The organism is Williamsia deligens (assembly GCF_024171765.1).
Classification (GTDB): Bacteria; Actinomycetota; Actinomycetes; order Mycobacteriales; family Mycobacteriaceae; genus Williamsia_A; species Williamsia_A deligens.
The window spans coordinates 70,711-91,097 of record NZ_JAMTCI010000002.1; the positions used below are offsets into that span (position 1 = coordinate 70,711).

The window sequence follows — 20,387 nt, forward strand, 5'->3', positions numbered from 1 at the left end:
GGAGCGACCCGACACCAGTACGATCTGCGGCGTGGTCAGTGGGTGGTTCCGGCGTGACGCACGCACCGCGGGGCCGTCCGACGGTCCGGCGCAGAACGCCCGTGCCGAGATGGTGCGGGCATTCCTCGACATGGACCGCCGCCTGTCGGTGATCGACGAGGGGGTCGACGCGGCGCGCGACCTGGGCCTGCACCCCGGCCTCGTCCGGGACTTCGCGGCGCTGCGCGAACGGGTGTACGCGACCATCGACGAGTACCTGCGGCTGTCGACCGACCCCGACGACCCGACCGCACGCCGCAGCCCGCCCACCCCGGCCGACTTCGACCGGTGCACCGCGGCGTTGCGCGAGGCCGCCACCGGTCTCGACTCCTTCTACGAGCGGCACGCCACGGCCGTCGAACATGCCCGCAGTGCGGCGTCCGCCGTCCCCCAGCGCGCCACCGAGGCCGACACGACGGCCCGCGACGCCCTCGCCGGTGCGGAGGCCCTGGACCCGGCGCTGCGCTCCTTCACCTCCGTGCGGTCGGCGTCGGATGCCACGGTGGCAGCGAGGGCCGACCTGGCCGCCGCGCGTGCCGCCGGCGACCCCGGTGCGATCGTGCGGGCGACCGAGGACCTGCAGGGCCGCGCCGAGGCGTTGCGCGCCGTCGTCGCCCGGGCGCCGGACCAGACCGACCGGGTCCGACGCTCGGTCGCGTCGGTGCGCACCCGGAGGTCGGCCGTCGCCACCCGTGCCCAGAGGCTCCCGGAGGCCTACTCGGCCCTGCTGCGGGAGTTCTCCGCCGCGTGCTCGGAAGACCTCGTCGGCGACGATCGGCGTGGTCGCGAGGCGCTCGCCGCCGCCGACGGTCACATCGCCGCCGCGGATGCGTCCGCATCCGCGGACCCGGATCGCGCCGAGGCGGAGATCGCCGCCGCACGAGAGGATCTCGCGCGCGCGGAGCAGCTGGTCGACGGCGTCACCGACCGGTTGTCGATGCTGCGGTCGGTCCGTGAGGATCCGGGGGCGGCGGAGCGGCGTACCCGCTTCGCCATCCGTGACGCCCAACTGCTCGCGGTCGACCGGCGTCTCGTCGACCGGTGGGGCTCGGTGATCGACGCCGCCGCGCGGCGGGTCGACCTCGCGGCCGCGGGACTGACCGGTGCCCACCCCGACTACCTCGCCTACGTGACCGAACTCGACTCGGTCACCGCGTTCGTCGCCGACGTCGTCGCGAAGATGCGGTCGGGGGTGCGATGACCCGCGCGCGCTCGGTCACGCACTTCCCGATGCTCTCGGCGGCGGAGCGGGACAGGCTGTTCCATCGACCTCCCCGGCCGGTCCCCCTCGACGGTCCGCGGGAGCTGGTGGCCGCAGCTCTCGGTGGCACGCTCTACATCCCGGCCGTGCGGCCGGAGCTGACCGCCACGGTGCTGCGGGCGGCCCGCGCCGGCACCACGTCGATCGTGCTCGACCTCGAGGACGCGGTCCGCGACGACGAGGTCTCTGCGGGGATGGCGGCGGTGGTGGCCACGCTCGGCGACCTCGCCGAGGTCCCCGACGCACCCATGGTGTTCGTCCGGGTGCGGTCACGGGAACAGATCGTCGAACTGCTCGCTCATGGCGACGGGCTCGGGATGACGGGGATCGTCCTGCCCAAGTTCGGCACCGGGGACGGCGCCGACCTGCTCGACCTGATCGCGACCGCACCATCGCTGTACGCGATGCCGATCATCGAGTCGACGCGGGTGCTGCACAGCGAGACCCGTGCTGAGGAGCTCGCGGGGATCGCCGACGTCCTGGCCGTCCACCGCGAGCGGGTCCTCGCCGTGCGGATCGGTGCCACGGACCTCAGCGGGGCGTTCGGGATCCGCCGCGACCCCGACCTCACCATCTACGACGTCCATCCCGTGGCGTCGGTGATCGCCTCCGTCGTGAACGTCCTGGGCCGTCACGACGGCACCGGCTTCACCATCACCGGGCCGGTCTGGGAGTACTACAACGCCCATGAACGGATGTTCCGACCGCAGTTGCGCAACACCCCGTTCGAGGAACTCGACGCTGTCCGCTTCCGACGCCACCTCGTCAGCCGCGACCTCGACGGGATGCTCCGGGAGATCGTCCTGGACCGGGCCAACGGGCTGCAGGGCAAGACCGTCATCCACCCCACCCATGTGAACGTCGTGCACGCGACGAGCACGGTCAGCCACGAGGAGTACGTCGACGCCCTGGCGGTCCTCGGACGCGACGACGGCGACACGCGGACGGACCTGTCCGCGCAGGACGGACCCGAGGGCGGGGTGTTGGCGTCGTCCTACCGCAACAAGATGAACGAGCGGCGGCCACACCGGAACTGGGCGCACCGGACGCTGCTGCGCGCCGAGGCGTTCGGGGTGACCCGCCCCGACGTCGGTGTCATCGAGGTCCTCACCGCCGTGGTCGACCGATGACGCATCCGACGGCCGGTGTGACCATCGACCCTGGCCCCCCGATGTCCCGGTGGGCGGTGACCGACCTGGTGCTGCCCGGGCTGCGCCGCAACCCTCGGCGCGCGCACCTGTGGGTCTCGACGGTCCTCGGTAAGCACATCCCCGTGGCGCCGTCCCGGATCATCGGCGCCGCCGAGGATCTCGCCGACCTGATCTCGCGGGCGCTGGACCCCGACGGTCTCGATCCGCACCCGGACCGGTCGGTCCGGCAGGTCGGTGTGTTCGGCTTCGCGGAGACGGCGACGGGCCTGGGGCACTGCGTCGCGCGTCGGCTGCACGCCGAGATCTACCTGCACTCGACGCGGCGTGCCGTGCCCGCACTCCCGACCGTGGCACGTTTCCAGGAAGGTCACTCGCACGCGACCGACCACCTGGTCGTGCCCACCTCCCGCGACATCGCGGAGACCGCGGGGACCTGGGTCCTCGTCGACGACGAGATCTCCACCGGTGTAACCGCACTCGCGGCGGTCGACGCACTCCGCGGCACCCTGCGCGCTCGGCGGTGGGTGGTCGCGTCGCTGGTCGATCTCCGCACCGAGGCCGATCGCCGCCGATGCGACGACCGTGCCCGGGCGATGGGTGTGGACCTCACGTTCGTCGCCTTGGCGGGAGGGTCGGCGGTCGTCCCGGACGATCTCGTCGCGCGGGTCGCCGCTCTGGATCCCGCTGTCGAGTCGACGCCCCACTCGGCCTCGGTCGCCGGTGAGGCGACCGTCCTGCGACAGCCCTGGCCCGCCCACGTCCCCGACGGCGGGCGCCATGGGGTGCTGCACGGCGACGGGCCGGCCTTCGAGGCCGGCGTCGCGGAGGCCGCGCGAAGCCTCGGGACGGTGCTGGACCCGCAGCAACCCGTCGTCGTGATCGGCCACGAGGAGTTCATGTACCTGCCGCTGCGGATCGCGGCCGCTCTCGAGACGGACGGGTGGTCGGTGACCTCCCAGACCACGACCCGCTCCCCCGCCGTCGTCACCACCGAATCCGGCTACCCGCTGCGCAACGGAGTCGAGTTCACCGCGCCCGAACCGGATTCCGCCGGCGGTCGCCACGGCACCCGGCATCTCTACAACGCGGCCGCGGACGACGCGTCCACCCAGCGGGTGCTGGTGATCGACCCCGCCGCCGACACCCCTGCACTCGCCGCACCCGGAGGCGTGGTCGACGTCCTCACCCGGAGCGGACGCGACCTCGTCGTACTGGTCGCGGGGGGCACGTCGTTCGATGCCCTCGCACGGTCGCGGGCGATCGCCGCCGGGGGTCACCGGTGACACCGGAACCGTTGCGCGGCCCGGCATTCGGCAGCTACGCACCCGACGAGGTCGGATGGCTGCTCACCGATCTCTCCGATGTCGACCTCGAGGCGGACATCGCGGAGCGGGAGGCCGCCATCCAGGCAGGGACAGCGCACTATGCGGAGTCCCTGCCGCATGAGTTCCAGCCCGACGCCGCCTACCGCGCATTGTTCGAGGAGGTGCTGCGCGAGACGGCCGGGGAGCTCGCCGCAGCGGTCGCCACGGTCACCGATCTGGTGCTCGCCGAACGCGGGACCGACATCGTGCTGGCGTCACTCGCGCGGGCGGGGACCCCGGTCGGGATCCTCATGCGGCGCTGGGCTCGGCAGCGCCACGGTCTCGACATCCCGCACTTCGCGGTGTCGATCGTCCGCGACCGCGGCATCGACGCCGCGGCGGTGCGGTGGCTGGCGCAGCGGTGGTCGCCGGCCGACATCGTGTTCGTCGACGGCTGGACGGGCAAGGGCGCCATCACGCGGGAACTGGCCGACGCACTCGACGTCCTGCACCGCGCCGGTGGTCCCCGGTGCGATCCGGACCTCGCGGTCCTCGCCGACCCGGGGCACTGCGTCCGCACGTACGGCACCCGTGCGGACTTCCTCATCGCCTCGGCGTGCCTGAACTCGACGGTGTCCGGACTCGTGTCGCGGACGGTCCTCAACGAGAGCCTCATCGCGCCCGGGCAGTTCCACGGCGCGAAGTTCTACCGCGAACTCGCCGACTCCGATGTGTCCGCGCATCTGCTGGACACGGTCACAGCACGGTTCGCCGACGTCGGCGACACGGTCGAGGCGAGGGTGGCGGACCTCCGGACGGCGGACCGCACCCCCACCTTCAGCGGGTGGCGGTCGGTGGAACGCATCCGCGACGAGTACGGCATCTCGTCGGTCAACTTCGTCAAACCCGGTGTCGGGGAGACCACCCGCGTCCTGCTGCGGCGCGTGCCGTGGCGGGTGCTCGTCCGGGATCCCGACGATCCCGCGCTGCGGCACATCCTCGCGCTGGCCGCCGCACGCGACGTGCCGATCGTGGTCGACCCCGATCTGACCTACGCCTGCGTCGGACTCATCAAGGAATCCGCGGTGACGACATGACCGCGCTGGTGGCCGTCGACCTCGACCGCACGTTGATCTTCTCCGCCGCCGCGGCGGGCCGCCCGACGACCGAGCTGCGATGCGTCGAACACCTCGACGGGGCGGAACTGTCGTACATGAGCCCCACGACCGTCGACAGACTCGCCGTCCTCGACGTCCGCGCGACGGTCGTCCCGGTGACCACCCGGACGGTCGCGCAGTACCGACGGGTCGTGGTGCCCGTCTGGGGTGTCCGCCGATACGCGGTCGCGGCGAACGGCGGCGAGATCCTCGTCGACGGCGAGCCCGACCCCGTGTGGCGGTCCGAGGTGGACGCCTCGGTGGCGGCACTCACGCCGGTGACGGAGGTCCGCGACCGGGTCCGCGCCGAGGCCGACGACCGCTGGTTGCGGTCGGCGCGCATCGCCGACGACCTGTTCTGCTACGCGGTCATCGACCCTGCGGTGGCCCCCGACGACCTCGTCGAGCGCTGGCGGTCGTGGGCGGTCCCGGGCGGATGGAACGTCTCTCGCCAGGGCCGCAAGGTCTACCTCATGCCGGACCCGGTCTCGAAGTGGGCCGCGGTCGCCGAGGTCGCCCGTCGGTGCGGGACGCCGCGATCGAGGGTGTTCGCGGCGGGTGACGGGGCACTGGACCGACCGATGCTGGAGGGCGCCCACCGCGCGGTCCGGCCCCGGCACGGCGAGCTCGAGGAACTCTCGTGGCACCGTCCGACGTTGTCCGTTTCGAGGAGTGCCGGCGTCGCGGCCTCGGAGGAGATCGTGGCGACGTTGCTCGACTGGGCCGGGACCGACGACCGAGATGGAGATGCATGAGCACCGCGCTGATCAAGGGACAGAACGGTCCGTTGCCGACCTCGACGGTGGAGATCACGGTGGACGTGGCGGCGGCAGCCGACCTGTCGGCGCTGATGGTGACCGCGGCCGGGAAGGTCCGGACCGACGCCGACTTCGTCTTCTACAACCAACCGTCGGCGCCCGGGGTGACGTTGACCCCCGGTGGCAGCGGGACCCTGCGACTGGACCTGGCCGCGATCCCGTCGGACATCGACCAGGTCAGGGCGGTCATCACCCTGGAATCCGGGACGTTCGGACGCATTACTCCGCCGCTGACCCGCGTCAGCGCCGGCGCGCAGTCGTACGAGTACCGGGTCGAGGGGCTCTCGAGTGAGTCCATCGTGATCGCGGTCGAGGTGTACCGCCGTGCCGACGCCTGGAAGGTGCGCGCGGTCGGGCAGGGCTACGCCGGTGGTTTCGCCGCGCTCGTCACCGATCACGGGGTCTCGGTCGACGACGCCCCCTCCCCGTCGACACCGACCCAGTCGACACCGCCCCCGGCTGCAGCCGCCCCGGCCGCGCCTCCCCCGCCGTCACGCCCGGCCCCGACGCCACCGCCGGCCGCGCCGACCGGCAGCTCCCAGCAGTGGCCGACCGCGTCCACCGGCGAGGTCAGTCTCAGCAAGGACCGTCCGGTCAGCCTGGCCAAGGGCCAGCGCGTCTCGCTGAAGAAGGACGGCGGGGTGGAGCTCACCCGCATCCGCATGGGCCTGGGGTGGGATCCGGTCGTCACCAAGCGGGGTCTGTTCGGGGGTGGCCGCGGGTCGAACATCGACCTCGACGCGTCGGCGATGATGTACGCGGGCAGCCGCCTGGGCGACCTCGCCTACTACGGGCAGTTGGTCAGCAAGGACGGCTCCATCCGCCACCACGGCGACAACCTCACCGGGGAGGGCGAGGGCGACGACGAGGTCATCGACATCGACCTGACGCGTGTCCCCCCGGCGATCACGCAGATCCTGCTGGTCGTGACCTCCTACCAGGGCCACACCTTCGAGCAGGTCGAGAACGCCTTCTGCCGACTCGTCGACGTGACGACCGGTGCCGAGCTCGCCCGCTACACGCTGGCCGGCGGGATGCCCCACACGGGCATCGTGATGGCCAAGGTCTTCCGGTCCGGCTCGGGATGGTCGATGCAGGCGGTCGGCGACGGCATCACCGCCCGGCACCCCGGTGAGGCGGCCAAGCAGGTCGACCGCTTCCTGTAGGACGCGGGGTCAGCGCAGCCGCTCGGCCTCCGAGGCCCGCGCCAACAGCTCCTCGCACAGGGCGGCGAGCTCGGCGTGAGGTGCCTTCTCCTCCACCGCCGTGGCCACGTCCTCGGCAGCACACCGCAGCGTGAACAGGCGGTCGATGAGGTCGTCGGCCTCGGCGCGGCCGAGGATGACCGCGTCGGCCGGGACCGATGTCCCCTGCGTGACCGATCGCTGTTCGTAGGCGCGCTGGCGACAGGACTGCTTGCAGTACCGGCGACGACGCCCGACCCCGGAGTCGGCGACAGGCTGTCCGCACCACCCACAGGGCTGCGGTCTCCGACGTGTCCGCGTCTCCACCGACCGCACGATACGCCTGCGCCGTGTGCCCTCGGCGGCGGTGACGCGTAGTATTGACACGTTCTGCTCACAGACCGGTGTGTCCGGCGACAGCGACGCCCGGGCATCGTCCCGGCACCGCTCGTCCGCGAGAACCATCCGACCTCGTCACGAACACATCGCGTCACGAGCACATCGCAGGAAGGGACGACCATGGCAGATCGAGTACTCCGCGGCAGCCGACTCGGAGCCGTCAGCTACGAGACCGACCGCGACCACGACCTCGCACCTCGTCGGATCGTGCAGTACCGCACGGACAACGGCGAGATCTTCGACGTCCCGTTCGCCGACGACGCGGAGATCCCCTCCACCTGGCCGTGCAAGAACGGCATGGAGGGCACGATCCTCGAGGGCGCCGAGCCCGAGGAGAAGAAGGTCAAGCCGCCGCGTACGCACTGGGACATGCTCCTCGAGCGTCGCAGCGAGGCAGAGCTCGAGGAACTGCTCAACGAGCGCCTCGAACTGCTCAAGCAGCGGCGTCGCGGGGTCTCCGCGAGCTGACCGTCGCCGCACATACGACGAAGGCCCCGCCATCGGCGGGGCCTTCTTCGTATCGGGGGTCCTGGCGCGATGCGCCGGTGTGGCTCGCGTGGGTCAGCGTGTGCGGCGGCGGAACCGGTCGACGCGGTGCTGGACGCCCCACTCGAAGACCTTCATGAACGCCTCGCCGACGACCTCGCCACTCATCTTCGACTCGCCGATCTGGCGTTCGGTGAAGGTGATCGGCACCTCCGAGACCGTGAAACCGGCCTGGATGGTCCGCCACGCGAGGTCGATCTGGAAGCAGTAGCCGTGCGAGTCGACCGAGTCGAGGTCGATCTTCTGCAGCACCTCGCGGCGGTATGCGCGATAGCCGGCGGTGATGTCGCGGACGCCGACGCCCAGGGCGAGCCGTGAATAGGTGTTCGCACCCTGCGACAGCCACTTGCGGCGCAGCGGCCAGTTGACCAGGGCGCCGCCGGGCACGTATCGCGAGCCGATCACCAGGTCGCTGCCCGCGTTGATCTTCTCGAGCAGGCGGTGCAGCTGCTCGGGGGCATGACTGCCGTCGGCGTCCATCTCGACGATGACGGTGTAGTCGCGCTCGAGTCCCCAGCCGAAGCCGGCGATGTACGCGCCGCCGAGTCCGCTCTTCTCCGACCGGTGCATCACGTGGATGCGCGGGGCGGGACGCCCCTGGCCGTCGCGCTCGGCGAGGCTGTCGGCGAGGTCACCGGTGCCGTCCGGGCTGCCGTCGTCGACGACGAGCACGTGGACACCGGGCAACGCGCCGTGCAGTCGCTCGACGATCACCGGGAGGTTCTCGCGCTCGTTGTACGTCGGGATGATGACGAGGGTCCCGGACCCGTCGGTCCCGACCGTCGCGGGCACCGCCGCCGCTGCCGTCGGATCGGATGATCCCGACGCATCAGGGGTCCGTGACGTCATCGATCTCCTCGGCGGTGTGGGCACCGGGCGCGGCCCCCTCGGGGCGCCCGGCCGGGCGCAAATGTTTCCCCAACCTAGTACGCGTGGCGAGCGCGACCAAAAAGCCTGCGACCGCGATCACGACGAGCACCGTCTGCGGGAGAGCCCCCAGCCGTGCCGCGGGGGTGCGGTCGGTCCGCAGGGTGATGTCGGCGCTCAGCGTCGCCGGGGTGAAGAACTGCGAGCGCTGCAGCAGCCGGCCGTCCGGGGCGACGACGGCGCTCACCCCGGTCGTCGCGGCGACCACGACGGTCCGTCCGAGTTCGACCGCACGGACCTGGGACATCGCCAGCTGCTGGTAGGTCATCTGGGTGCGGCCGAAGGTGGCGTTGTTGGTGGGCACGTAGAGCAGTTGCGCGCCCTGGTCGACCGCCTCACGTGGCGACCGGTCGAAGGCGATCTCCCAGCATGTCGACACGCCGACCGGCGCCGGCTGCGAGCGGCCGTCGACGGGCACCGTCAGCACCGATCGGCCGTCGCCGGGACGGAAGTTGCCCGCCTGGTCGGCGTAGGAGGAGAACATGCGGAAGAACGGCCGCCAGGGCAGGTATTCACCGAACGGCTGCACGATGTGCTTGTCGTACCGGCCGACCGGTCCGCGCGCCCCGTCCCAGACGAGGACGGTGTTGGTCGGCCGACCGTCGTCGTTGCGGATCAGCGTCCCCACCAGGATCGGGGCACCGACCGCCTGCGACGCCGCGGTGATCTCCTCGGCGGCGTCCTCGTTGTCGAGCGGGTCGATGTCGGAAGCGTTCTCCGGCCACAGCACGAGGTCGGGCCGGGGCCGGGTCCCGGCTCGGATCGCGTCGGCGAGACGGAAGGTCTCGCGGACGTGGTTGTCGAGGACGGCGCGCCGCTGGGCGGCGAAATCGAGCCCGAGGCGGGGGACGTTGCCCTGCACGGCGGCGACCGTGACGCGGCTCGAGGCCGGGCCGCGGTCGTCGGCGGCGTGCACGGACGGCCACATCGCCGCCGCGACGATCGGTCCGGCGAGTGCACACAGCAACGCTGTCGCCACCGGTCGGAGGAGAGCGTTCCGGCGCGAGCCCGTGGTCCCCGATCTGCGAAGTCGGGCCAGGACGATGACGACCTGCGCCAGTCCGGCCGCGGTCAGGGCGATCACGAAGCCCAGCAGCGGCACGCCGCCCAGCGCAGCGACCGGCAGCAGCGGGCTGCCCACCTGACCGAATGCGGTGGCACCCCAGGGGAACCCGCCGAACGGGAAGGACGACCGCGCCCATTCCACGGCGATCCAGCACAGCGCGAACCACACGGGCGCACCGGGTAGCCGGGCGGTGACGACCGCCGTCGCCCCGAACAGCGCACCGTAGATCGCCAGCGCGACCGAGAGCGCGACCCACGGCAGCGGGCCGACGTACACGCCGATCCACGGGAGCAGAGGTAGCCAGAAGCACAGACCGAACACCAGGCCGCAGAACGCACCGACGCGTGCCCGCGGGCGACCGACGACGATCGCGGCGTACAGCAGCCCGAGGGCGACGAGACCGAGCCACCAGAGGTTGCGGGGCGGGAACGCCCCCCACATCGCCACGCCGCCGGCCCCGGCGACCGCGCCGCGGGCGAGTGTCGCGACGATCGGTCTGCGCGTCACCGCCTCGGGCGCCGACGGTGTGGTCGTGCTGGTCACGCCGGCGACCGGCGGTAGATCTCGCGCCCGCCGCGCACCGTACGCAGACACGTGGGGAGCTCCACCCCCGGCGAGACGTCCGGCAACGGTGGCGTCCGGGATCGCGGGTCGGTGGACCACCGCTGGACCGATTCCGCGGAGCCGGCGGTGACGAGTTCCCCCGCCTCCCAGATCGCGTAGTCGGCGGGCGCGCCCGGCACGAGGGTCCCGAGCGCGGGGTCCCGCTCGCCCGCGGCACGCCAGCCGCCGCGGGTGCAGGCGGCGAAGGCCGCCCGCGGGGACACCGCGCTGACAGGGTTGTGGTGGTTCACCGCGGCCCGGATCTGCGACCACGGGTCGATGCCGGTCACCGGGGAGTCGGAGCTGAAGGCGAGCGCGACGCCCGCGCGGGCGAGGGCGGCGAAATCGTTGAGCTCGGTCCCACGGGGCACGCCGAGCCTCTGCTCGTAGAGGTCGCCGGGACCACCCCAGAGGGCGTCGAACATGGGTTGCATGCTCGCGGTCACACCGGCGCGGGCGAGGGTCGCGGCGGCGTGGGCGTCGACCATCTCCGCATGCTCGACGCGATGGGCGCACCGCGCGACGGCGACGGTGCCGAACTCCTCGATCACGGTGTCCATCGCGGCCACCAGACACCGGGTGGCGGCGTCGCCGATCAGGTGGAACCCGGCCTGGATCCCCGCCTCGGTGCAGGCGCGCAGGTGCGCCAGCACGGCCTCGTCGTCGAGGTAGGACACACCGGAGTTGCCGGGGTCGTCGGTGTAGGGCGCACACAGCCAGGCGGTGTGCGAGCCGATGGCGCCGTCGATGAACAGGTCACCGGCGAGGCCGTGTGCGCCCGTGGCGGCGAGCAGCGACCGCGCGTCGTCGGCGTCGGTGACCGCCTGTCCCCAGTAGCGCCGGACCTCGACGGGGTGCTCCAGCCGCGCGATCGCCGCGAGGTCGTTCAGTCCGCTGATGTCGGGCCCGGCGTTCTCGTGCACCGCGACCACACCGTGGGCCACGGCGTCGTCGAGCGCACGTCGCTGGGCACGCTCGCGTTGCGCGGGTCCGAGCAGCTCGCGCGCCGCTCCCCGCACGAGGTGATGCGCCTCCGCGGTGAGCGGGAGGTCGGGGTGGAAGCCGTGGGCGTCGGTGAGGCCGCCTGCGATGAGGCGCAGCGCCGACGAGGCCACCGCGGAGTGCTCGTCGATACGGGCGAGGTACACGGGACGGTCGCCGACGATGGCGTCCACCTCGGAGGTGGTCGGTGGGGTGTCGTCGACCCAGCGCGACGAATCCCACCCCAGTCCCCACACGAGGTCCCCGCCCGGGGTCCGCGCGACGTGGTCGCGCAGACGGCGTAGGCAGTCGTCACGGTCCTTCGCGTCGTCCAGGTCGAGCCCGTCGAGGGCCAGCCCCGTCGACGTCAGGTGGACGTGCGAGTCGACGAATGCGGGTGCGACGAACGCGCCCCGCAGGTCCTCGGTCTCGACACCCGGGTGCAGAGCGCGTCCGACGTCATCGGTGCCGACCCAGGCGATGACACCGTCGGTGACGACGAAGGCCGTGGCGTCCGGGGATGCCGGTGTGTAGACGTGTCCCCCGACGAACAGTTGCGTTCCCACGAGAGATCAGTCTGCCCTGCGACGCCCGCGGGTCGTTCAGCGCAGCCGGTAGCGGCCGTCGGGTGCGGGGCTCGTCGGGTCGACGACCTCCCCCTCGACGACTGTCACGCCACCCCGGGCCATCGGTCCGAAGCGCTCGACGACGCGGGCCATGCGGCGCGCACCGACAGCCGCGACGGCCGGTCGGGCGAGGGCGCGGACCGGCGGGAGCAGCAGCAGGATGCCCACGACGGTGCTCACCAACCCGGGGACGAACAGCAGCACTGTCGCGAACGCCAGCAGCGCGGCGTCGGTGAGGGACCGGGCCGAAGCGGCCGTCCCCGCCTGTGCGATCCGCAGGTCCGCGAAGACGCGTGCGCCCTGGCGACGCAGCAACGCGAACCCGACGACGATCGCGGCGAGGGTCGCGAGCACCGTCCACCAGAACCCGATCGCCCAGACCAGACCGGCGAAGGCCGCGATCTCCACGGCGAGGTAACCGACGAACACTGCGAGCTTCATGTCCCTCCAACGACCGGGACGCCCGATTTTCTCCCGACCCGGCAGATCCGGTCTACTGACCGCCCTCGATGTCACCCTCGGTCTCGAGGAACACCTGCTGCAGCCGGCCCAGCGTCTCGGGGTCCGGGTCCTTCCACATCTCGCGACCCGACGCCTCCAGGAGGCGTTCGGTGATGCCGTGCAGCGCCCAGGGGTTGGACTTGGTCATGAACTCACGGTTGGTCTCGTCGAAGACGTACGACTGCGCGAGCTGCTCGTACATCCAGTCGGCGACGACATCGGTGGTCGCGTCGTACCCGAAGAGGTAGTCGACCGTCGCCGCCATCTCGAACGCGCCCTTGTAACCGTGGCGCTGCATCGCGGCGATCCAGCGGGGGTTGACCACCCGCGCACGGAACACGCGCGAGGTCTCCTCCGACAGGGTGCGGGTCTTCACCGTGTCCGGGCGGGTGCTGTCGCCGATGTAGGCCTCCGGCGACCGGCCGGTCAGCGCGCGGACCGTCGCGACCATGCCGCCGTGGTACTGGAAGTAGTCGTCGGAGTCGGCGATGTCGTGTTCGCGGGTGTCGGTGTTCTTCGCCGCGACCGCGATCCGGCGGTAGGCCGACCGCATGTCGTCGACAGCGGCCACGCCGTCGAGCCCGCGCCCGTACGCATACCCGCCCCAGGCGGTGTAGACCTCCGCCATGTCCTCGTCGGTCCGCCACTGTTTGGAGTCGATCAACTGCAGCAGGCCCGCACCGTAGGTGCCGGGCTTCGATCCGAAGACACGGGTCGTGGCGCGTCGTCGGTCGCCGTGGAGCTCGACGTCGGCGCGGGTGTGCGCCGCGACGAAGTTGACGTCGTCGGGCTCGTCGAGATCGGACACGAGACGCACGGCGTCGTCGAGCATGGTCACGACGTGCGGGAACGCGTCGCGGAAGAAGCCCGAGATGCGCACGGTCACATCGATGCGGGGCCGGCCGAGTTCGTCGAGGTCGATGACCTCGAGGTCACGCACCCGTCGAGATGCCTCGTCCCACACCGGCATCACGCCCATCAGCGCGAGCACCTCGGCGATGTCGTCCCCGGAGGTGCGCATCGCGCTGGTCCCCCACACCGACAGCCCGACCGACCGCGGGTACTCGCCGTGGTCGGCCTGGTAGCGCTCGAGCAGTGAGTCCGCCATCGCCCGCCCGGTCTCCCACGCCAGTCGTGACGGGACCGCCTTGGGATCGACGGAGTAGAAGTTGCGTCCGGTCGGCAGCACGTTGATGAGCCCGCGCAGCGGTGACCCGCTGGGACCGGCCGGGATGAATCCGCCGTCGAGGGCGTGCAGGACGCGTACGACCTCCTGGTCCGTCTGCCGCAGGCGCGGGACGACCTCGGCGGCCGCGAAGTCGAGGATCTCGCCCACCGCGGCCGGGTGATCGGCGGCGATCGTCGCGACCTCCTCACGCCGCCAGTCGGCCTTGCCGCACGCGGCGACCAGCTCGCGGGCCACGTGCTCGACACGATCGGTGTCGTCGCGGGAGGCCTCTCCCTCGGCAAGACCGAGGGCTTCCCGCAGGCCGGGGAGGCTGCGCGTCCCGCCCCACAGCTGTCGGGCGCGCAGCATGGCCAGCACCAGGTCGACCTCGACGTCGTCGGCCGGCGGCGCGCCCAGGATGTGCAGACCGTCGCGGATCTGGACGTCCTTGATCTCGCACAGCCATCCGTCGACGTGCAGCAACATGTCGTCGAAGACCTCTTCGTCCGGGCGCTCGGTCAGTCCGAGGTCGGAGTCCATCTTCGCCGCCTGCAGCAACGTCCAGATCTGCTGGCGGATCGCCGGCAGCTTCGACGGGTCGAGGGTCGAGATGTTCGCGTGCTCGTCGAGCAGCTGTTCGAGCCGGGCGATGTCGCCGTAGCTCTCGGCACGCGCCATCGGGGGGATCAGGTGGTCGACGAGGGTCGCGTGGGCGCGGCGCTTGGCCTGCGTGCCCTCGCCCGGGTCGTTGACGAGGAACGGGTAGATCAGCGGCAGGTCACCGATCGCGGCGTCGGTACCGCACGAGGCGGACATGCCCAGTGTCTTGCCCGGCAGCCATTCGAGGTTGCCGTGCTTGCCGACATGGACGACGGCGTCGGCACCGAAACCGTTCTCGCGGTCCGCGACCCACCGGTAGCAGGCCAGATAGTGGTGCGACGGCGGCAGATCGGGGTCGTGGTAGATCGCGACCGGGTTCTCGCCGAACCCGCGGGGCGGCTGCACCATCAGCACGACGTTGCCGAACGTCTTCGCCGCGATGACGACGTCGCCGGCGTCGTTCGCCGACCGGTCGACGTAGAGCTCTCCGGGTGCGGCACCCCAGTGTTCGACGACGGCGTCGCGTAGCCCCGGGTCCAGGGCGTCGAACCAGGGTCGGTAGTGCTGGGCGGACAGGCGGATGGGGTTGGCGGCCAACGCCTCCTCGGTCAACCAGTCCGGGTCCTGGCCTCCCGCGGCGATCAGCGAGTGGATCAGGGCGTCGGAGTCGTTCTCGGCGAGTCCGGGGATCGCGTCGGGCCCGGATTCCGGACCGATGTCGTACCCGGCGTCGCGCATCGCCCGCAGCAGGGCCAGGACGCTGGCCGGGGTGTCGAGTCCCACCGCGTTGCCGATCCGCGCGTGCTTCGTCGGGTAGGCCGACAGCATGATCGCGATGCGCCGCTGCGGCGCGGGGGTCGAGCGCAGTCGCGCATAGGAGGTCGCGATGCCGGCGACACGCCCGCACCGCTCGTGGTCGGGGGCGTACCAGGGCAGGCCGTCGTCGCCGAACTCCTTGAACGAGAACGGGACCGTGATGATCCGACCGTCGAACTCGGGCACCGCGACCTGCGTGGCGACGTCCAGCGGGGACATGCCGTCGTCGTTCTCGTCCCACGTCGCGCGCGACGACGTGAGGCACAGGCCCTGCAGGATCGGCACGTCCAGGGACGCGAGACGTTCGATGTTCCACGCGTCGTCGTCCTCGCCCGCCGACGCGGTCGCGGGAACGGCGCCACCGGCCGCCAGGACGGTCACGACCAGTGCGTCGGCCTGTCGGAGCGTGTCGATGAGGTCGTCGGGCGCCGTACGCAGCGACGCGCAGTAGATCGGCAGCGATCGCGCGCCTCGTGCCTCGATCGCGTCGCACAGCGCATGGATGTAGCCGACGTTGCCCGCGAGGTGCTGGGCGCGGTAGTAGAGCACCGCGACCGTGGGGCCGTCCTGGACCTGTGTCGACTGGGGGCGTTCGAGGAGTCCCCAGTGCGGTGTGACGCTCGGCGGAGCGAAGACGGCGCCGGTCATCAGGACGGTGTCGGAGAGGAACCCGTGCAGCGCGACGAGGTTGTCGACCCCGCCCTGGGCGAGGTAGTTGTGCGCCTCGGCGGCGACACCGCCGGGAACCGTCGACAGCGACATCAGGTCGGGGTCGGGAAGTTGCTCGCCGGAGAGCACGACGGTCGGCAGTCCGTGCGCGAGCACGGCGTCCAGCCCGTCCTCCCAGGCGCGGCGACCACCGAGTATGCGGACGACGACGAGGTCTGCCCCGGCGAACAGCTCGGGCAGGTCGTCCTCGGGCAGCAGACGTGCGGGGTTGGCCACCCGATAGTCGGCGCCGGACGCCTTCGCGGTGATGAGGTCGGTGTCCGAGGTGGACAGCAGGACGATCACGAATTGCCTCCCGACCGGGTTCTCGCGCCCGGCGTCGACGGTCATCGGGAGAGGGGTCTGACTCGACACCGCGACGCGGTGTCACACAGTGGCGCGACCGTACCGGTCTCGCACCGGCTTCCCGACTGCCCGATCGGATGGTCCTCACCCTAGCCTGGAGTGATGTCCCGCCCGAGTGACCGCTGCCCCGGTGTGCTCGATCCGCATCCTGCCGCCGACGGGCTCGTCGCACGCATCCGACTGCCCGGCGGCGTGGTCACCCCCGACCAGATGCGTGCCCTGGCCGCGTTCGCCGCCGATCGCGGTGACGGCCACCTCGAGCTCACCGGACGCGCGAACGTCCAGGTCCGCGGGCTGTCGGTGGTCGACGACGACGCGATCGAGGGACTGCGTGAGGCCGGTCTCCTCCCGTCCGGCGCGCACGATCGGGTGCGCAACGTGCTGGTCTCCCCGCTGTCGGGCCGCATCGGTGGTCGCGGAGACGTGCGTCCGCTCGCCGCGGACCTCGACGCGGCTCTGCTCGACGACGCCGTTCTCGTCGACCTGCCGGGGCGGTTCCTGTTCGGTCTCGACGACGGTCACGGGGACGTGGTCGCCCATGGTCCCGACGTCGGTGTCTTTGCCCGCGACGATGCGTCGTGTGAGATCGTCCTCGGCGGCGCCCGCACGGGACGGGTGGTGGACACCGGGTCGGCCGTCGCCGTCCTCATCGCTCTGGCGCGGGAGTTCCTACGTCGACGAGGCGACCGGTGGCGCGTCGCCGACCTCGACGCCGATGTCCGCGCCGAGGTGGTCGGCGTCCTCGACACCCTGACGTCTCCCGCGGACGGGGCCCCGGTCACCGCGCTCCCGTCCGACGGCCCGCTCGTGGGGTGGTTCGACCAGGACGACGGCGCGGTCATGCTGGGCGCCGTGGTGGAGCTTGCCCGCATCCCCTCCCGGACCGCCGAGTTCCTCGCCGCGATCGAGCACCCGATCGTGGTCACCGCGGACCGGGAGATCCTCGTGTGTGATCTCGCCGACGGAGTCGCCGACACGGTCGTGCGCGTGCTCGCGCCGATGGGCGTGATCTTCGACGCCACCTCACCGTGGGCGCGGGTGTCGGCGTGCGCCGGCGCGCCCGGCTGCGCGAAGTCGTACGCCGACGTCCGGGGTGATCTGACCGCCCATGTCGCGGCCCGCGATGCGGACGACCCGCAGCTCGCCGGGCGCCAGCACTGGGTGGGCTGCGATCGCGGTTGTGGAACACCGCACACCCCCCACCTGCGCGTGACTGCCGGACCCGACGGGTACCGCCGGGACCGCATCGGTGACGAGCATGTCTAGGGTGAGGCCCGACATGTACGACTACATCCACGACGGCGCCGAGATCTACCGGCAGTCGTTCGCCACCATCCGGAGCGAGGCCCACCTCGACGGGTTGGATCCCGAGACCGAGAAGGTCGTCGTCCGGATGATCCACGCCTGTGGTCAGGTGGATCTCGTCGACGACGTCCGCATCACCCCGGGCGCCGTCACCACGGGCCGCGCCGCGCTGCAGGCCGGTGCGCCGATCCTGTGCGACGCGACCATGGTCGCGTCCGGGGTCACCCGGCGCCGGCTCCCGGTCGACAACGACGTCATCTGCCTCCTCGGTGATCCCCGCACGCCGGAACTCGCACTGGAGCTCGAGACCACCCGAACCGCCGCCGCGGTCCATCTCTGGGAACCGATGCTCGCGGGCGCGATCGTCGCGATCGGCAACGCGCCGACCGCACTGTTCGCGCTGCTGGAGCTCATCGACGCCGGGTTCCCCCGGCCCGCGGTGGTCGTCGGCGCCCCGGTGGGGTTCATCGGTGCCGCGGAATCCGCTGCGGCACTGGCGGAACGGAACGACCTGGACTACATCACGGTGCTCGGTCGGCGCGGCGGGTCCGCGATCACCGCGGCCGCGCTCAACGCCCTCGCGAGTCCGGTCGAGTGAGCGGGTCGCTCGGCACGCTCTGGGGTGTCGGCCTCGGTCCCGGTGACAGCGAGCTGGTGACCGTCAAGGCCGCACGCGTGATCGGCGAGGCCGACGTCGTCGCGTATCACTGTGCGCAGCACGGGAACTCGATCGCGCTGGGCGTCGCGCAGCCCTACCTCCGCGACGGCCAGACCCGGGAGGAACTGCGCTACCCGGTGACCACCGAGACCACCGACCACCCCGGCGGGTACCGCGGTGCGCTCGACGACTTCTACACCGTCGCCGCCGAGAGACTGGCCGTCCATCTGCGGGCCGGGCGGTCGGTCGCCCTGCTCGCCGAGGGCGACCCGCTCTTCTACTCGAGCTTCATGCACATGCACAAGCGTCTCGTCGCCGAGTTCCCGGTCGAGATCATCCCGGGTGTCACCTCGCCGAGCGCGTCGGTCGCCGCGGTCGGACTGCCGTGGGTCGAAGCCGACGAGACCACCACGGTGCTGCCCGGAACACTCCCCCGCGACGAACTCGTCCGACGCCTCGTCGACGCCGACGCAGTGGCGATCATGAAGCTGGGACGGACCTTCGCGACCGTCCGCGAGGCACTCGAGATCGCCGGCGTCGCCGACCGCGCCTGGTACGTCGAACGCGCCTCCACCGACCGTCAGCGGGTGCTGCCGGTCAGCGAGGTGGACGCCGACTCGGTGCCCTACTTCTCGATGGTCGTGGTGCCGGGCCCGCTCAACGCGGTCACCTCTGCTCCCGCCGCGGAACCCCGGTCGGAGTCGGACCGTGTCGGCGAGGTGGTCGTCGTCGGCCTGGGTCCGGGTGCGGGACGCTGGACGACCCCCGAGGTCAGCGCCGAACTGGCGCGTGCCACCGACCTCGTCGGGTACACGACCTACCTGCGACGGGTGACGCCGACACCGTCGCAGCGGGTGCACGCCAGCGACAACAAGGTCGAGTCCGAACGGGCCTGCATGGCACTGGATCTCGCCGCCCGCGGGGCGCGGGTCGCGGTCGTGTCCTCCGGCGACCCCGGGGTGTTCGCGATGGCTTCGGCGGTCGTCGAGATGTCCGCGGACCCGGTGTGGTCGCACGTGCCGGTGCGCGTCGTCCCCGGTGTGACCGCCGCGAACGCCGTCGCGGCGGCCGTGGGTGCGCCGCTGGGCCACGATTTCGCGGTCGTCTCGCTCTCGGACCGGCTCAAACCGTGGGAGACGATTGCCGCCCGTGTACGTGCTGCCCTCGCGGCGGATCTCGTCCTGGCGGTCTACAACCCCGGGTCGCGGGACCGCACGTGGCAGGTCGAGGCGTTGCGCGACATGGTCGTGGAGTCGGTCGGCGCCGACCGCGTCATCGTCCTCGGCCGTGATGTCGGCGGGCCCACCGAGTCGACCACGATCACCACCGCGGGCGACCTCGACCCGGCGGTCGTCGATATGCGCACCCTGCTCATCATCGGCTCGTCGACGACGCAGGTGGTTCAGCGGTCGGCCGGGACCGCCGTGTTCACCTCGCGTCGGTACGGCGACCGGCCAGAAGGTCCTGCAGCAGGGGTCTGACCTCGCATGCCGTGGCGACGGCGAGATCGACGTGCGGGACGGCAGGGCGGCGCACCATCACCACGTCGATCCCGAGTTCGGCCGCGGCGATGAGTTTCGCCCGGGTGAGTTCGCCACCGGAGTTCTTCGTCACGACGACGTCGATCGCGTTCTGTCGCATCAGATCGCGTTCGCTGTCGAGGTCGTAGGGGCCGCGGCTGGCGAGGATCTCGTGGTGGGGCGGCAGGTCGGCCGTCGGTGGGTCCACCACGCGGATGAGGAACCACGCGGACTCGATCCCCGCGAACGCCCCGACATCCTGGCGACCCGTGGTGAGGAAGACGCGGCCGCCCCGGGCGGCGATGGTGTCCGCGGCTGCGGCGATGTCGTCGACCATCGTCCACCGGTCGTCGGGTCCCGGCTCCCATCCGGGGCGCCGCACCGCGATGACGGGAACCGACGCCTGCTCCGCCGCTCGCGCCGCGTTCTGCGAGATCTGTTGCGCGAACGGATGTGTGGCGTCGACGACGACCGGGCACCGGTGATCGGTGATCCAGGTCCGCAGACCCTCGACACCGCCGAAACCACCGACGCGGACCGCCCCCACGGGCAGCCGCGGTCGAGACACCCGTCCCGCCAGCGACGACACGACATCGATGCCGGCGTCGACGAGATCGGCGGCGACAGCGCGGGCCTCACCGGTCCCGCCGAGCACGAGGACCGGGCCGGGCGTCACCGATCGG

17 protein-coding genes are annotated in these 20,387 nt (G+C 71.8%); 10 read left to right on the forward strand and 7 right to left on the reverse strand.

Going from position 1 to position 20,387, the window contains the following annotated elements:
- Positions 1-31: 31 nt before the first annotated feature.
- Genes LX14_RS14640 through LX14_RS14665 form a run of 6 tightly spaced genes read left to right on the forward strand, consistent with a single transcriptional unit; the run spans position 32 to position 6,896 of the window.
- Entirely contained in the window at positions 32-1,240 is a 1,209-nt protein-coding gene (locus LX14_RS14640) for a coiled-coil domain-containing protein (protein ID WP_253648103.1), read from the forward strand.
- The gene (locus tag LX14_RS14645) at positions 1,237-2,430 is read left to right on the forward strand and encodes an HpcH/HpaI aldolase/citrate lyase family protein (RefSeq protein ID WP_253648104.1); all 1,194 of its coding nucleotides are present in this window, start codon (positions 1,237-1,239) and stop codon (positions 2,428-2,430) included. Before LX14_RS14640 ends, LX14_RS14645 begins: the two co-directional genes overlap by 4 nt.
- Positions 2,427-3,734, forward strand: a complete 1,308-nt coding sequence (locus tag LX14_RS14650) for a phosphoribosyltransferase family protein (RefSeq protein ID WP_253648105.1) — start codon at positions 2,427-2,429, stop codon at positions 3,732-3,734. The genes LX14_RS14645 and LX14_RS14650 overlap by 4 nt, the downstream gene beginning before the upstream one ends.
- Positions 3,731-4,852, forward strand: a complete 1,122-nt coding sequence (locus LX14_RS14655; protein ID WP_253648106.1) for a cysteine protease StiP family protein — start codon at positions 3,731-3,733, stop codon at positions 4,850-4,852. Before LX14_RS14650 ends, LX14_RS14655 begins: the two co-directional genes overlap by 4 nt.
- The gene (locus LX14_RS14660) at positions 4,849-5,667 is read left to right on the forward strand and encodes an HAD hydrolase family protein (RefSeq protein WP_253648107.1); all 819 of its coding nucleotides are present in this window, start codon (positions 4,849-4,851) and stop codon (positions 5,665-5,667) included. Before LX14_RS14655 ends, LX14_RS14660 begins: the two co-directional genes overlap by 4 nt.
- Positions 5,664-6,896: a TerD family protein gene (locus tag LX14_RS14665; protein WP_253648108.1), complete on the forward strand. Its 1,233-nt coding sequence runs from the start codon at positions 5,664-5,666 to the stop codon at positions 6,894-6,896. Before LX14_RS14660 ends, LX14_RS14665 begins: the two co-directional genes overlap by 4 nt.
- Positions 6,897-6,905: 9 nt before the next feature.
- Here LX14_RS14665 and LX14_RS14670 read toward each other — a convergent pair whose 3' ends face one another.
- Positions 6,906-7,241, reverse strand: a complete 336-nt coding sequence (locus LX14_RS14670; RefSeq protein WP_253648537.1) for a hypothetical protein — start codon at positions 7,239-7,241, stop codon at positions 6,906-6,908.
- A 192-nt stretch (positions 7,242-7,433) separates the two neighbouring features.
- On the opposite strand from LX14_RS14670, the gene LX14_RS14675 reads away from it, so the two are divergent.
- Entirely contained in the window at positions 7,434-7,781 is a 348-nt protein-coding gene (locus LX14_RS14675; protein ID WP_253648109.1) for an RNA polymerase-binding protein RbpA, read from the forward strand.
- A 93-nt stretch (positions 7,782-7,874) separates the two neighbouring features.
- Here the strand turns inward: LX14_RS14675 and LX14_RS14680 are convergent, their stop codons facing one another.
- From LX14_RS14680 to cobN, 5 genes are read right to left on the reverse strand one after another with little or no spacing between them, the layout of a single operon-like run.
- Positions 7,875-8,708 (reverse strand): polyprenol monophosphomannose synthase, encoded by an 834-nt coding sequence (locus LX14_RS14680; protein ID WP_253648110.1) that lies wholly within the window; start codon positions 8,706-8,708, stop codon positions 7,875-7,877.
- Positions 8,689-10,395: an apolipoprotein N-acyltransferase gene (gene lnt / locus LX14_RS14685; RefSeq protein WP_372505393.1), complete on the reverse strand. Its 1,707-nt coding sequence runs from the start codon at positions 10,393-10,395 to the stop codon at positions 8,689-8,691. The genes LX14_RS14680 and lnt overlap by 20 nt, the downstream gene beginning before the upstream one ends.
- On the reverse strand, positions 10,392-12,002 hold the full coding sequence (locus LX14_RS14690) for an amidohydrolase (protein WP_253648111.1): 1,611 nt from the start codon (positions 12,000-12,002) through the stop codon (positions 10,392-10,394). Before LX14_RS14690 ends, lnt begins: the two co-directional genes overlap by 4 nt.
- A gap of 36 nt (positions 12,003-12,038) precedes the next feature.
- The gene (locus LX14_RS14695; protein ID WP_253648112.1) at positions 12,039-12,503 is read right to left on the reverse strand and encodes an FxsA family protein; all 465 of its coding nucleotides are present in this window, start codon (positions 12,501-12,503) and stop codon (positions 12,039-12,041) included.
- Positions 12,504-12,555: 52 nt separating this feature from the next.
- Positions 12,556-16,161 carry a cobaltochelatase subunit CobN gene (cobN, locus tag LX14_RS14700; protein WP_253648539.1) on the reverse strand — a complete coding sequence of 1,202 codons (3,606 nt, stop codon included), beginning with the start codon at positions 16,159-16,161 and terminating at the stop codon, positions 12,556-12,558.
- Positions 16,162-16,323: 162 nt separating this feature from the next.
- Between cobN and cobG the strand changes: the two genes are divergently transcribed.
- The 3 genes from cobG to LX14_RS14715 are packed head-to-tail and all read left to right on the forward strand — an operon-like array spanning position 16,324 to position 19,665.
- On the forward strand, positions 16,324-17,487 hold the full coding sequence (gene cobG / locus LX14_RS14705) for a precorrin-3B synthase (protein ID WP_253648113.1): 1,164 nt from the start codon (positions 16,324-16,326) through the stop codon (positions 17,485-17,487).
- A 13-nt stretch (positions 17,488-17,500) separates the two neighbouring features.
- Positions 17,501-18,124: a precorrin-8X methylmutase gene (locus tag LX14_RS14710; RefSeq protein WP_253648540.1), complete on the forward strand. Its 624-nt coding sequence runs from the start codon at positions 17,501-17,503 to the stop codon at positions 18,122-18,124.
- Positions 18,121-19,665: a precorrin-2 C(20)-methyltransferase gene (locus LX14_RS14715; RefSeq protein ID WP_253648114.1), complete on the forward strand. Its 1,545-nt coding sequence runs from the start codon at positions 18,121-18,123 to the stop codon at positions 19,663-19,665. Before LX14_RS14710 ends, LX14_RS14715 begins: the two co-directional genes overlap by 4 nt.
- Here LX14_RS14715 and LX14_RS14720 read toward each other — a convergent pair.
- Complete coding sequence (locus LX14_RS14720) at positions 19,613-20,380, reverse strand: cobalt-precorrin-6A reductase (RefSeq protein ID WP_253648541.1); 768 nt, start codon at positions 20,378-20,380, stop codon at positions 19,613-19,615. The two genes, LX14_RS14715 and LX14_RS14720, sit on opposite strands and share 53 nt — an antisense overlap.
- Between the last annotated feature and the right edge of the window lie 7 nt (positions 20,381-20,387).

Excerpts from the sequence above, each read along its gene's own strand:
- LX14_RS14645 (WP_253648104.1), top strand. The coding sequence starts at position 1,237 with ATGACCCGCGCGCGCTCGGTCACGCACTTCCCGATGCTCTCGGCGGCG.
- LX14_RS14650 (WP_253648105.1), top strand. The coding sequence starts at position 2,427 with ATGACGCATCCGACGGCCGGTGTGACCATCGACCCTGGCCCCCCGATG.
- LX14_RS14660 (WP_253648107.1), top strand. The coding sequence starts at position 4,849 with ATGACCGCGCTGGTGGCCGTCGACCTCGACCGCACGTTGATCTTCTCC.
- LX14_RS14665 (WP_253648108.1), top strand. The coding sequence starts at position 5,664 with ATGAGCACCGCGCTGATCAAGGGACAGAACGGTCCGTTGCCGACCTCG.
- LX14_RS14675 (WP_253648109.1), top strand. The coding sequence starts at position 7,434 with ATGGCAGATCGAGTACTCCGCGGCAGCCGACTCGGAGCCGTCAGCTAC.
- LX14_RS14680 (WP_253648110.1), bottom strand. The coding sequence starts at position 8,708 with ATGACGTCACGGACCCCTGATGCGTCGGGATCATCCGATCCGACGGCA.
- LX14_RS14695 (WP_253648112.1), bottom strand. The coding sequence starts at position 12,503 with ATGAAGCTCGCAGTGTTCGTCGGTTACCTCGCCGTGGAGATCGCGGCC.
- cobG (WP_253648113.1), top strand. The coding sequence starts at position 16,324 with ATGTCCCGCCCGAGTGACCGCTGCCCCGGTGTGCTCGATCCGCATCCT.
- LX14_RS14710 (WP_253648540.1), top strand. The coding sequence starts at position 17,501 with ATGTACGACTACATCCACGACGGCGCCGAGATCTACCGGCAGTCGTTC.